The organism is Anoxybacillus sp. FSL W8-0382 (genome assembly GCF_038003845.1).
GTDB lineage: Bacteria > Bacillota > Bacilli > Bacillales > Anoxybacillaceae > Anoxybacillus > Anoxybacillus flavithermus_G.
Genome location: NZ_JBBOPX010000001.1, coordinates 2,244,530 through 2,258,218, shown reverse-complemented (window position 1 = coordinate 2,258,218; position 13,689 = coordinate 2,244,530). Strand labels below are relative to the sequence as shown.

At 41.4% G+C, this 13,689-nt stretch carries 10 protein-coding genes; 7 read left to right on the top strand and 3 right to left on the bottom strand.

The annotated features are described in order from the left end of the window. Window positions 1-14 precede the first annotated feature (14 nt). Window positions 15-989, top strand: a complete 975-nt coding sequence (locus NSS60_RS11890; RefSeq protein ID WP_004892080.1) for an ABC transporter permease — start codon at window positions 15-17, stop codon at window positions 987-989. Continuing rightward, window positions 955-1,749: an ABC transporter ATP-binding protein gene (locus NSS60_RS11885; RefSeq protein ID WP_004892077.1), complete on the top strand. Its 795-nt coding sequence runs from the start codon at window positions 955-957 to the stop codon at window positions 1,747-1,749. Before NSS60_RS11890 ends, NSS60_RS11885 begins: the two co-directional genes overlap by 35 nt. Window positions 1,750-1,792: 43 nt before the next feature. Here NSS60_RS11885 and NSS60_RS11880 read toward each other — a convergent pair whose 3' ends face one another. From NSS60_RS11880 to NSS60_RS11870, 3 genes are all read right to left on the bottom strand, one after another. Further along, entirely contained in the window at window positions 1,793-2,998 is a 1,206-nt protein-coding gene (locus tag NSS60_RS11880) for an EAL and HDOD domain-containing protein (protein ID WP_004892074.1), read from the bottom strand. A gap of 234 nt (window positions 2,999-3,232) precedes the next feature. After that, the gene (locus tag NSS60_RS11875) at window positions 3,233-5,338 is read right to left on the bottom strand and encodes a methyl-accepting chemotaxis protein (protein ID WP_035018857.1); all 2,106 of its coding nucleotides are present in this window, start codon (window positions 5,336-5,338) and stop codon (window positions 3,233-3,235) included. A 92-nt stretch (window positions 5,339-5,430) separates the two neighbouring features. Then, window positions 5,431-6,021, bottom strand: coding sequence for an SCO family protein (locus tag NSS60_RS11870; RefSeq protein ID WP_004892068.1), 591 nt, complete (start codon window positions 6,019-6,021; stop codon window positions 5,431-5,433). A 146-nt stretch (window positions 6,022-6,167) separates the two neighbouring features. Here NSS60_RS11870 and NSS60_RS11865 point away from each other — a divergent pair, with 146 nt between their 5' ends. The 5 genes from NSS60_RS11865 (at window position 6,168) to addB (ending at window position 13,688) form a co-directional block, all read left to right on the top strand. Beyond that, window positions 6,168-7,415: a M48 family metallopeptidase gene (locus NSS60_RS11865; protein ID WP_004892067.1), complete on the top strand. Its 1,248-nt coding sequence runs from the start codon at window positions 6,168-6,170 to the stop codon at window positions 7,413-7,415. Window positions 7,416-7,634: 219 nt separating this feature from the next. Next, window positions 7,635-8,921, top strand: a complete 1,287-nt coding sequence (aceA, locus tag NSS60_RS11860; RefSeq protein WP_004892062.1) for an isocitrate lyase — start codon at window positions 7,635-7,637, stop codon at window positions 8,919-8,921. Between the two features lie 99 nt (window positions 8,922-9,020). Beyond that, entirely contained in the window at window positions 9,021-9,539 is a 519-nt protein-coding gene (locus NSS60_RS11855; RefSeq protein WP_004892059.1) for a competence protein ComK, read from the top strand. A gap of 65 nt (window positions 9,540-9,604) precedes the next feature. Further along, a complete protein-coding gene (locus NSS60_RS11850; protein WP_004892054.1) occupies window positions 9,605-10,207 on the top strand; it encodes a TVP38/TMEM64 family protein in 603 nt (200 codons plus the stop codon). A gap of 16 nt (window positions 10,208-10,223) precedes the next feature. Beyond that, window positions 10,224-13,688, top strand: a complete 3,465-nt coding sequence (addB, locus tag NSS60_RS11845; protein WP_080601166.1) for a helicase-exonuclease AddAB subunit AddB — start codon at window positions 10,224-10,226, stop codon at window positions 13,686-13,688. Window position 13,689: the final 1 nt, after the last annotated feature.

Here is a 13,689-nt window from a genome sequence, read left to right as displayed (position 1 = left end):
AAAGGATGGATCGTATGATTACAGCATTGTTTAGTTCTGTAGAAGCAGGATTGTTATATGCGCTTATGGCGCTTGGTGTGTATATATCGTTTCGTATTTTAGATTTTCCCGATTTGACGGTGGACGGAAGCTTTGTGACGGGAGCGGCTGTTGCTTCCGTCCTTATCGTCGCTGGTGTCAATCCGTTTATTGCTTCGCTTGCAGCGCTTGGGGCGGGCTTTCTTGCAGGATGTATGACAGGTCTTTTGCATACGAAAGGAAAAATTAATCCGTTGTTGTCCGGCATTTTAATGATGATCGCTTTATATTCAATCAACTTGCGCATTATGGGGAAACCGAACGTTCCGCTTTTGCAGCAAGAAACTGTGATGACGATGGTGACAGCTCAATTTCAACGAGTGGATGCAGCGCTAGCGATGATCGTTCCGTTCGCTCCGAAAACATGGGCGGTTATCGTTTTTGGAACGTTGTTAGTAGTGATCGCTAAAGTCGTTATTGATTTATTTTTAAAAACGGAAGTCGGGTTAGCATTACGAGCAGTTGGTGACAATAAAAAAATGATTGCTAGTTTTTCAGGCAATACAGACCGTTTAACTATCATCGGGCTTGGCTTGTCAAACGCACTTGTCGCATTCTCAGGGGCGTTGATTGCGCAATATAGCGGATTTAGCGACATTGGCATGGGCATTGGAATGATCGTCATCGGTTTAGCGTCAGTTATTATCGGGGAAGCGCTGTTTGGGGCGAAAACGATTGTACGGGCGACGCTTGCTGTCATTTTAGGGGCGATCGTATATCGCATAGTCATTACGCTGGCGTTACGTGTCCAATTTTTAGAAACAGGTGATGTAAAGCTCATTACCGCCTTCATCGTCATTTTAGCGCTCGTTGTTCCGCAAATGGTCGCAGCGCGTGCGGAAAAACAGCGAAAAGCGAGAAAGCGAGGTGCAGCCGTTGCTTCAACTCAAGCAGATTACGAAAGTATTTAACGAAGGAATGCTTGATGAAAAAATCGCGTTAAAACATATCGAGCTGTCGCTTCAGCCGGGTGATTTTGTTACAATTATCGGCAGCAACGGAGCGGGGAAATCGACGTTGATGAACATTATTTCAGGGCGACTGGCGCCAGATACAGGGGAAGTAGTGATTGATGGAAAAGATGTGACAATGATGAGTGAACATGAGCGAGCGCGCTATATTGGGCGTGTCTTCCAAGATCCGATGGCAGGAACCGCGCCAAATATGACGATCGAGGAAAACTTAGCGATCGCTTATAACCGAACAGAAAAGCGGACACTTCGTTTCGGTGTGACGAAAAAGCGACGCGAATTTTTTAAAGAAACGCTTGCTACGCTTCAGCTTGGATTAGAAAATCGTCTGCACGCCAAAGTCGGTTTGTTATCTGGTGGGGAGCGGCAGGCGTTGTCGCTACTTATGGCGACGTTTACGAAGCCGCATGTGTTGTTGCTTGATGAACATACGGCAGCGCTAGACCCAGCGCGCGCCCAACTCATTACTGATTTAACGAAACAAATTGTTGAACAACATCGCCTTACGACGTTAATGGTGACGCATAATATGGAGCAAGCCGTCCAATTAGGAAATCGGCTTATTATGATGGATGGTGGACAAATTATTTTTGAAGCAAGTGGAGAAGAAAAGAAAAAACTGACGGTTGAAAAGCTTTTACAAGAGTTTCAACGCATTCGCGGCAGTCAGTTCGCGAGCGATCGCGCCGTGCTCGTATAAAAAATCCCCGAGTTACATCGGGGATTTTAATTAACTAAATTGGCTACAATTTTAGTTGCACAACCCATTCGATACTGTGCTGGTAAATAGCCAATGCTTCTTGTATAGGGATATTTAATGTGTTTGTCAAGTCGCTTATTTTTTTTGTATCGTTTGTTTCTAATGCGATAACAAGGTCGTATAAAAGTGAATAAATACAAGGATAGCCATTTAGTCCTTGTTGAATTGCCTCGTCAACGTGTAGTTCTTGTAATATTTCATGTAATGGGCGATGAAGTAATAAATGTAAAGACGAACAAATACCCATAAAAAATAAAACATCTTTTTCATCACACAAATGAATAAGTTCAGCTAGTTGCTCCAATGTTTTTGCACGTACAAGACAATTAATAATTACTTCATTTCTAAATGGCTCGTTTGGCTCTTGTAACGTTAAAACGGTAAGCCAGCTTTTTAAGTGGTTTGTTCCTAATAAAATCGCTGCATGTCGAATTGATTTGATTTTTGGAGTAGAAGATAAAAAAAACGAATTAACGGTTTTTAATAGCCGATATGTTAAAGAAGGATCGCTTTCGATTGTTGCAACGATTTCTTCAAAGTTTAGTTCGTTTTTATTTAATTGAGTAATTAAAGATAAACGAGATGTGTATGCGATTTTTGGCAACGACTTTTCTTTTACTATAATCGGTTTGCTGAAAAAATAACCTTGAAAACAAGAGAAACCGTTACGAACTGCTTCTTCTAGTTGATCACTTGTTTCAATTTTTTCTGCGAGCAAGTGAATATGGTACATATCAATGTATGGTTTAAATCGTTTATAATCATTTTGCTTTGAGAAATCAATTTTTATTATATCAATGTATGGAAAAAGAGGGATATATTGATCAAAAAAAATAAAATCATCAAGAGCAATCGTATATCCTTCGGTTTTTAGTTTCCTGCAAATGTCTAGCAATCCTTCTGAATATGGGATGTTTTCTAAAATTTCGACGACGACTAAATTTTTCGGAAAATGAAAGGGCAATTGTTTTTTTAATAAAGTTTCTGTAAAGTTAATAAAACAACGAGCCCCATTCGTTAATTTTTCAATACCGATGTTCATAAAACTGTTGATCAATACATCAATGGTAGCTTTGTCTCCATCGATCGCATCATAAAAATTTTTGTCTCCACTTCGATATAGCAATTCGTATCCGATGACTTCATAATTTTTATTAAAAATCGGTTGTCTACCTACGTAAATGTCCATATTTTATCCCCCAATTTATAAAAAAGGCTAAATTTTGCGATCAACTGCGAACGACGTCTTACCTCAAGCTTTTGAAAGACGCTGTTAATATGATTTTTAATTTAGGAAAAACATTCCATTTTGTAGTACCATACTGTAATAATGTAGGCGTTGATATACGAAGTGAATCTTCTTTTATTGTCGATTCATTTTTGTAAAAAAATATTTCACAAGGTAGATCAGCCGATGGCTGATCTACAAGGTGAAGCGTTGAATGAGTTGTTGTAGTTTCGTCGAAATATGCGCAAGTTGTTTTGCGGATTCATCTAGTTGTTTTGAAATGTTTGCTTGTTCGTCAATTGAATTTGTCGCTTCTTGAATTTCTTGTTGAACACCTGTTGCTGTTTCTACAATGTTTTCAATAGATGCGGTGACTTGTTCCACTCCAGCTGACATTTGTTCTGTTGCCGCAGATATTTCTTGAATTTCTTCTGAAACAATGTCTGTTTTTTGGACAATTCGTTCAAAGGTTTGAGCGGTGTTTGTAATCACTATGCTTCCTTCTTTAATATCATCAGCTCCTTGCTTCGTTACTTCCTTCACTTCTTGTACTTGGTGCTGGACATGGCTAATCAAGTCGCTCACTTGTTTCGCTGCTTCATCTGCTTGTTCAGCTAGTTTTCGAACTTCCTCTGCAACGACGGCAAATCCTCGCCCAGCTTCTCCAGCACGGGCTGCTTCAATGGCGGCATTTAGAGCAAGTAAATTTGTTTGCGATGAGATGGCGCTAATCGCTGCAACGATATGTCCAATTTGTTCAGAATATGACGTGAGATTATTCACTTGTTTGTTAATAAGAGCGAAAGATTGTTCGATTTGCTTCATTTGTTTTACGGTTTGTTCAAGTTGCTCTTTTCCTTGTTTTGCCTCATCGGACATTTCTTTCGCTGAATCAGCTACTTCCGATGTCGACTCGGCTAGTTTTTGAACTCCAGTCGCCATCTCCTCCATCGCCCTCATACTTTCAAGCAATGCTTCAGTTTGTGACGCCGTTCGTTCTGTAATTTCACTCATTACCTCATGCACATATGTGCTTGCTTCACTATTTTGTTTTGCGTTTGTCGCGATATGGCTGGCTTCGTTTGATAATTGGTTGCTTTCATCAGACAATGTTCTAATTTGCTCGCGAAGTTGATTTACCATTGTTTTCATCGCTTTTGTTAATGTGCCGATTTCATCGTTATTCGGTAATGCTTCGATTTGAATATTTAACCGACCTTGAGCGATTTGTTCCGCCATATGTGCAGCATGACGTACAGGAAGCAAAATACGACGTAGTGTGAAAATGATAAAGAGCGCGAGTAGTAAAATTAAAGCTGAAATTCCAATTGCTCCGTCCACGAATAGTTTTTCAATACGTTGAAATGCAGTGCTAGATGGAACGGATAAAACGAGCGCCCAATCCTTTTCAAACAAAGATAATTCGATAGGTGCAAAAGCGCGCAACATATCGTCTTGAAGAAGTTGTGAGTAAATTTCATCAGTAAAATGCTCCCCACTTGCGATGCGCTTCAGCACAGTTTTTCCTTTATCAAGTGTAATGGTTTTTCCGATGAACTTTTCTCCTGCGCCACTTGCAATAATCGTGCCATCACCAGTGATAAAGTTTAAAAACCCGCCGAGTGGTTTTTCTTTGCTTACGAGTTGTTGTAAAAACGACACTTCAAAGTCGACCCCGACAATACCTAAAAACTGATTTGTTTCAGGGTCAATGAGAGGGAGAACGAGCGATGTGAGCAACACGCTTTTTCCGTTCACTTCATATGTGTACGGTTCAAGCAATAACGGTTTTTTAGTATTTTTTGGCGTTAAATAATAATTCCCTGGCGCCTCTTTATCATAATCACGGCTTGCTTCTACAATGATTGCTCCATCGCTACGGACAACATACGGTACAAAGCGGCCTGTTGCATCATGTCCTTCTTTATTAACGTACATCGCATCTTTTCCATCAAATGCATTTGGCTCCCACAACGTATAAATGCCGAGTAATTGCTCATTACGCTCAAGTAAATGGTGCATATGTTCCAATATTTGTTCGCGGTTGAGACCATGTCTTTTTGCAAAAAGCATATACTCCCCAAACGATTGTACAACTTTTTGCGCTCCATTAAATATTCCTTCAACTTTATGAGCGTATGAAGCCGTTTTTTCTACGGCAACCGCTTTTGTAAGCTCTTTTTCCTCTTTTAAAACTTGGTATAGCATTGTGCCTGTAGCGGTAATAGATATAATTGCAACAATTATTGAAAGTAAAAAAGCTGTTCGAAAAATAAGACTGCGGTCTTTCCATCTTTTCATATGATATACCCCCCCATATAGATCCAAAGTTCTATTCTTTCACATAGTAATATAGTATTATACAGCAAGTCATCGTACAAGAGTAAAAGAGGCTATTTCGCCTCTTTTACAATTTCTTTATACACTTTCTCTTTATCAAACCCTTTTTCGCCCATGCCGAATGTGTCGATGACGCGGTTGTTTTCGTCTAAAAAGTATGTGAGTGTTGTATGAATAAGCATGCCGTTTCCGGGATCGCGATATAAGAAGTTAAAAGCATCCGCTACTTTTTTTGTGTCTTCTTCACTACCTCGTAAAAAAATCCATCCTTCGTTATCGCTTTCTACTCCGAACATGTTCGCGTACGTTTGCATCACTTGTTGTGTGTCGCGTTTTGGATCGATCGTAATTGTAATAAATTCGACTTTCTTTTTAAACAAACCGTCTTTTTCAAGCTGTTCTTTTAACTGTTTCATTTGAAATGACGTACTTGGACAAATGTCCGGACAGTTTGTGTACACAAACTCAAGTAGACGTACTTTTGGCTCCATGTCGTTTAATGAATACGGTTTTCCCCATGCTGTTTCCATTGTCACGTTTTTTGGAAACTCCATTTTTTCTTGCCGATAAAAAGAAAAATAAAATATACCAATGCCAATACAAATCGCAAGTAAACTAAAAAAGCCGATATATAGTTTTTTCAACGTATATCCCTCCCACTTTCATCATACATAATCAACGTGTTAATGAGGAGAACGGGACGTGACAATTATTTGAATTTTTTTTCGTTGTTCTAAATGGTGAATGAAAAACTAAACTAATAGTAACGATGGACAAGGGGGGAAGGGCAATGAGAAAAATCGCTTTTTGGACGTTATTCCTTTATGCGATGTACGCACTATTTTTTGCGTTTTATTTATTTCAATGGACAGACTCATCCATTCCAGCACAATATAAAGGCACAAGTGCAGATCCTGCGACGTTTTTAACGAAAAAAGAACTGATGCTTGCTGAACAGTTTTCAGGAGTAAAAAACTTTTTATTTTTTTTATCTGTTCCATATGAGTGGGTCATTTATATATTTGTGTTGTTGTTTGGTTTGTCAGCGCGTTTTCAACAATGGGCGGAGGCAACGACAAAACGGCGGTTTATGCAAACGGCGATTTACGTCTTTTGGTTATCGCTTCTTGTACAAGTTGTGACGTTTCCGCTTAGCTATGCAAGTTACTACATGGCGAAAATGTACCATATTTCAACCCAAACCTTTTCGAGTTGGATGCGTGATGAACTGATTGATTTTTGGGTGAATTATGCGATCATGGTTGTCATTGTGTATGTATTATATGCGCTTATGCAAAAATTCGAAAAACGATGGTGGATATACGCGTGGCTTTGTTCCATTCCGTTTACGCTTTTTTTAACGTTTATTCAACCTGTGTTTATTGATCCGCTTTATAACGATTTTTATCCGCTGAAAAATAAACAGCTAGAAGCAAAAATTTTAGCGCTAGCGGAGAAAGCAAACATTCCAGCAGAACACGTATTTGAAGTAAATATGTCAGAAAAGACGAACGCGTTAAATGCGTATGTGACAGGTATCGGAGGCAACTCGCGTATTGTGTTATGGGACACGACGCTTGAGCGGTTAAGCGAAGATGAAATTTTATTTATTATGGCGCATGAGATGGCGCATTACGTCATGAAACATATTTATTGGGGAATTGGATTATATATTGTTGTTACATTTATCGGATTGCTGTTGACGAATCGATGGATGAAACGAATGATTGGACGTTTTGGCGCGCTTTGTCGCATTGAAAAATGGAACGAACTTGCTTCTTTACCGATGTTTTTACTATTGATTTCGCTATTAAGTTTTGCGGCAAGCCCTGCGATGAATGCTATTTCCCGTTATGAAGAGCATGCGGCGGACAAGTATGCGATTGAACTGACGAAAAATAAAGAAGCAGCGATCTCGACGTTTCAACAGTTGACTCGCTCTAGTTTAAGCCAAGTGCATCCACCTTATCTTGTCAAACTGTTTCGTTACAGTCATCCGACCATTTTAGAGCGCATTATTTCTTTAGAACAAAAGTAGGAAAGGCAAATTTTTTTTGAAAAAAATTCATAAAAATACTTTCTTTTCTGAAAATTGTGTTATATAATAAAAACGTCAAAAGGAAAAAGTGTATTATAACAAGAAGGGTGGGAGATGTATCAAAGCTCGTACATAGAGAAAAGAGCGTCATAACTTTTTGGGGGGCATGTGCACGGTTTGAACAACGGGTTTTTATTCAATACAAGGGGGAGAATATATATGGGGAAATTTGAAGAACGTGTAAAACAATTAGAAGAAAGTTGGCAATTGGATGAACGGTGGAAGGGCATTACGCGCCCGTATAGCGCAGAGGATGTCATTAAATTGCGTGGTTCGCTTGACATCGAGTATACGCTAGCGCGTCGCGGAGCGGAAAAGCTTTGGAACTTATTAAATACGGAAGACTACGTTCATGCGCTTGGGGCGTTAACAGGAAATCAAGCGGTGCAACAAGCAAAAGCTGGTTTAAAAGCGATTTATTTAAGCGGTTGGCAAGTCGCAGCCGATGCGAACTTAGCAGGTCATATGTATCCTGACCAAAGCTTATATCCAGCAAACAGCGTGCCGCACGTTGTGAAACGCATTAATCAAGCGCTTCAACGGGCTGACCAAATTCAATATGTGGAAGGAAAAGAAGATATCGACTATTTCTTGCCGATCGTTGCCGATGCAGAAGCAGGATTTGGGGGTCAATTGAACGTCTTCGAACTGATGAAAGCGATGATTGAAGCAGGAGCAGCAGGCGTCCACTTTGAAGACCAATTGTCTTCTGAGAAAAAGTGCGGCCATTTAGGTGGAAAAGTGTTGCTTCCGACACAAACAGCGATTCGCAACTTAATTGCGGCGCGACTTGCGGCAGATGTCATGGGCGTCCCAACCGTATTAATTGCGCGCACAGATGCAAACGCAGCGGATTTAATTACAAGCGACATCGATCCGCGCGATCAAGAATTTATTACAGGTGAGCGTACGCCAGAAGGCTTCTTCCGTACGCGTGCCGGATTAGACCAAGCGATTGCGCGCGGATTGGCATATGCACCGTATGCTGATTTAATTTGGTGCGAAACGAGCGAACCGAACTTAGAAGAAGCGCGTCGTTTTGCGGAAGCGATTCATGAAAAATTCCCAGGCAAATTGCTTGCGTACAACTGCTCGCCTTCCTTCAACTGGAAGAAAAAGTTGGACGACGAAACGATCGCCAACTTCCAAGTGGAGCTCGGAAAAATGGGCTACAAATTCCAATTCGTTACGTTGGCTGGTTTCCACGCCCTCAACTACAGCATGTTTATGTTAGCACATGGCTATCGCGATCGCGGCATGGCTGCTTACTCCGAATTGCAACAAGCGGAGTTTGAGGCAGAAAAATATGGCTACACAGCTACACGCCATCAACGTGAAGTCGGAACAGGTTACTTTGACGAAGTATCGCTTGTCATTACGGGCGGTCAAGCATCAACTGTGGCGCTAAAAGGCTCGACAGAAGAAGAACAATTTACAGGTGCATAAAATAACATCCCCTCGAAAAAAACGAGGGGATTTTTCATGAAAATTTCGTATATTTATGGTATAATATTGTCGAAATATGTATATAAGGGAGGGAGCGGTATGCTCATCGTCGAGTATCTGTATTTGACGCGCTATACGATGGGGCTTTTTCCGTTTTTTCACGATAAGCAAATGTGGACGAAAGTGTTAGAGGAAGATGGAGAAATTATCGTCAAACAAAAGCCAATGGAAATTATTGAGCAAAGTTGTTTGTATTATGGCGCAAGTTTAAGAGGAAGAAAAGATGGAGCGAGACATATTATCGGTACTTCGCATAAAGCACCGATTGCAATCGAACCAACGAACGAAATTTTCTTTTTTCCAACGATCTCCCCAATGAATCCTCAATGTGTATGGCTGTCGCATTTACATATTCGTCATCATGAGCATGTTCAAGGTGGAAAAACGCGCATTACGTTTTCAAATGGTAAAAGCTTAGAGGTATGTATTTCGCATCATTCATTCGTGAACCAACTACATCGCACCGCTCAGTTGCGAACAAAAATGAACGAACGAATCGAAGCACGCGAAAGGAAAATGATGTATTTATTATATTTACGGGAAAAGGAATTGTCGTAGTAGTTTTCTCTTTTCCTCTAAACTTGTACAATATAAACATCAGCATGTGGCAAAGGGGTTACAGTATGAGTTTAGAGGAATTAAAGCAATGGCTCACAGTAAAACATATGCTCGACATGTTAGTACAATATCGTTCGCTCGGCGTTATTCCAGGTATCGTGCTACCAATGTCAGAGGCGTTTTTGCCGTTTTTGCCGCTCTTTGTTTTTGTGATGGCGAACGCAGCGGCATTTGGGCTTTGGAAAGGATTTTTCATTTCATGGCTTGGAACGAGCGCAGGTTCGCTTCTCGTCTTTTTCCTTGTTCGAAAAATCGGGAGGCAACGATTTTTCTCCTTTTTACATCGCCATCCGACGATTCGTCGCATGATGCATTGGATTGAGCGACGTGGCTTCGGTCCGCTCTTTTTACTGCTTTGTTTTCCGTTTACGCCATCTGCGGCGGTCAATGTTGTTGCAGGGCTATCGGGCATTGCGGTACAACAATATGTGCTTGCCGTGTTGCTTGGAAAAATGGTGATGGTCTTTATGATTAGTTTTATCGGCTATGACGTGGAGGCATTAATTCGCCAACCGCTCCGCGCCATTTTTGCAGCAATCGCCATTTTTCTTCTTTGGTACATCGGAAAAAAAGTCGAGCAACGTTTTGCGGTGCACGATGGAAAATAAAGAAAGGATGAACGATATGGCTGTACGCTTCATGATCGGGCGCTCTGGAAGCGGAAAAACGACAATGTGTTTAAAAGAAATGATCGATCAACTCGCACAAAAACCAGATGGCGATCCGATTATTTATCTCGTTCCTGAACAAATGACGTTTCAATCGGAGTACGCGTTAATAAACGGTAGCCTCAAAGGAATGATTCGAGCACAAGTATTTAGTTTCACGCGCCTTGCTTGGCGTATTTTTCAAGAGACAGGCGGCATGAGCCGCCATCATTTAACGCAAACAGGCGTACATATGTTGCTAAGGAAAATTGTTGAACAGCAAAAAGAGCAGTTAACGTTGTTTCGGAAAGCGGCGGATAAACGCGGCTTTATTGAACAACTTGAACAAATGTTGACAGAATATAAACGGTATTGTGTGACGCCAGCGACGTTAAAACAAACGGAAGAGCAGCTGCGCCGCCATGCGACCGCAAATGAAACCGTGCTTGCCGATAAATTAAAAGATACAGCGATGATTTTTGAGCAATTTGAACAACAGATGGCGCATCATTACGTCGATTCGGAAGATTATTTACGGTTGCTTGCCGAAAAAATTCGCCATTCTTCTTATATGAAACGCGCGCACATTTACATGGACGGTTTTTATGAATTTACGCCGCAAGAATATATGGTCATCGAACAATTATTTATTCATTGCCCGCATGTGACCGTTGCACTCACGTTAGATGCCCCGTATGAGCAACTGCCGGATGATTTGCATGTCTTTCGCAGTACGTGGCGGACGTATGCGCAATTGCGCGATATCGCATTGCAAAATGGGGTACCGATTGAAAAAGTAGAACAACTTCGTCACAACGTCCGCCATAAACATGAAGAACTCTGTCATCTTGAAGCACATTACGATGATCGACCTGTCTGTAAGTGGGAAAAACAAACGGAAACGATCGTCATTGGAGAAGCGACTACACGCCGAGCGGAAATGGAAGGCATTGCACGTGAAATCATTCGACTTGTACGAGATGAAAAGTATCGCTATCGTGACATCGCTTTATTGATTCGTAACGTAGGAGATTATCGCAACGTGTTAAAAACAGTGTTTGCCGACTATCGCATTCCGTATTTTATTGACGAAAAAGAACCGATGCTCGATCATCCGTTTATTGAATGGTTGCGCGCAAGTATGGAAGCGGTGCGGACAAATTTTCGTTATGAAGCGGTGTTTCGTGCTGTGAAAACAGATTTCTTTTTTCACCTCGATCAGTCTGTACATGATATGCGCATGGCGATGGATCAACTTGAAAACTATGTGCTTGCTTCTGGCATCCAAGGGGATAAGTGGACGGAGCATTGGACGTATCGTAAATATAAAGGGCTAGAAGGTGTGCATGCACCTCAAACTGATGAAGAAAAACGATATGAACAACAATTAAACGAATGGCGGAAACTTGTCATTTCACCATTATTGGTTTTACAACAGCGGTTAAAACAAGCAAAAACGGGGCGTGAGCAATGTGAAGCGCTATATGCATATGCAGAACACCTTCAAATTCCGCAAAAATTAGAACGGTTGCGCGATGAAGCGGAAGAAAGAGGTGATCTGTCCGCAGCTCGCCACCATGAACAAGTGTGGCAAGCGTTTATTGACTTGCTCGATCAATACGTTGAAATATTAGGGGATGAAACGCTTTCGCTTGAAACATTTTTAACGATTATCGAAACGGGATTTGAAAGTTTGCAGTTTTCTCTCGTGCCACCGGCAACGGATCAAGTATTAATTGCGCATTTCGATCGTTCGCGCCTTTCGAATATTCGTTGTACGTTTCTTGTAGGGGTAAATGAAGGCGTCATTCCGATGCGTAAAAATGATGACGGCATGTTGTCGGAAACGGATCGTGAATTGTTGCATCATTATTCTTTACATGTTGCTCCGGCAAGCCGTGAGCGGTTGCTTGATGAGCCGTTTTTGCTTTATTTAGCGCTTGTTAGTCCGTCTGAACGTTTATATGTGACGTATGCGCTTTCTGACGAGCAAGAAAAAACGTTGTTGCCATCGATGTTCATAAAACGGCTGACCGATATGTTCCCGAACGTGACAAAAATGCAATGGGGGACGGATCCGTTTTTACTCCCACTACAACAACAGCTGACGTATGTGACAAACGATGTGGCAACGCTCGGTCCGCTCGTGCAACAACTTGAAGCGTGGAAGCGACAATATGCCATTGAGCCGATATGGTGGGATGTATACAATGCCTATGTACAACATGAACAATGGAAAGAACGAATGGCGGTCGTTGTACGTGCGTTATTTTATGAAAATCGCGCGAAACGTTTAAATAAGCAGCTTGCGAAAGCGTTATATGGAAAAAAAGTGAAAGCGAGCATTTCACGTATGGAGACGTTTAACCGTTGTCCGTTCGCTCATTTTGCGGCGCACGGCTTAAAGTTAAAAGAACGGACGGTTTTTCAATTGAAGGCGCCAGACATGGGACAGTTGTTTCATCAGGCGTTAAAAGTGATCGCCGATCGTTTGCGTCAAGAGCAACTTCCGTGGAGTCAATTATCAAAACAGCAATGTGAACAGTTGTCGTACGAGGCGGTGGAGCAAATTGCCCCGTACATTCAACAAGAAGTGTTGTTAAGCACACACCGCTACCGATATATGAAGAAAAAGTTACAGACGATTATGACGAAAGCGACGACCGTATTAAGCGAGCACGCCAAGCGAAGCGGCTTTGTGCCGATTGGTGTAGAATTAGGGTTTGGTGATGGAGAACCGCTCCCACCGCTTACATTTACATTGTCGGACGGAACCGTATTGCAGTTTGTCGGTCGCATTGATCGCGTCGACCAAGCAACGAGCGAACAAGGGGTGCTTCTCCGCATTATTGACTATAAATCAAGGCAAAAGACGCTCGATTTAACGGAAGTGTATTACGGTTTAGCGTTGCAAATGTTGGCCTATTTAGATATTGTGCTTGAGTATGCGGAAAAGCTCGTTGGTACATCGGCGTTTCCAGCTGGAGTGTTATACTTCCCGATTCATAATCCGACGATAAAAGTGAATGAATGGCTCGATGAACATGAGTTAGAGAAAAAGTTTTTAGAACAGTTTAAAATGGGCGGATATGTATTAGCAGATGAAAAAACGGTTCGCTTAATGGATGAGCATGTAGAGCCGGGGACAAGCTCTCTTATCGTTCCTGTCCGTTTAAATAAAAATGGAACGTTTGCGCAACATTCAAAAGTGTTAACAGAGCAACAATTTACGATGTTACGGCAACATGTACGTCGCTTTATTGTTGATGTTGGCGAACAAATGATCGAAGGTGTGACGCATATTGCACCGTACAAACAAAAAAATAAAACCGCATGTCAATATTGTGAGTTTCGCGATGTATGCCAATTTGACGAAGGGATTGATGCGGAACAATATCGCGTATTAACACCGAAACAGATTGATGAATGGTTAAAGGAGTGAT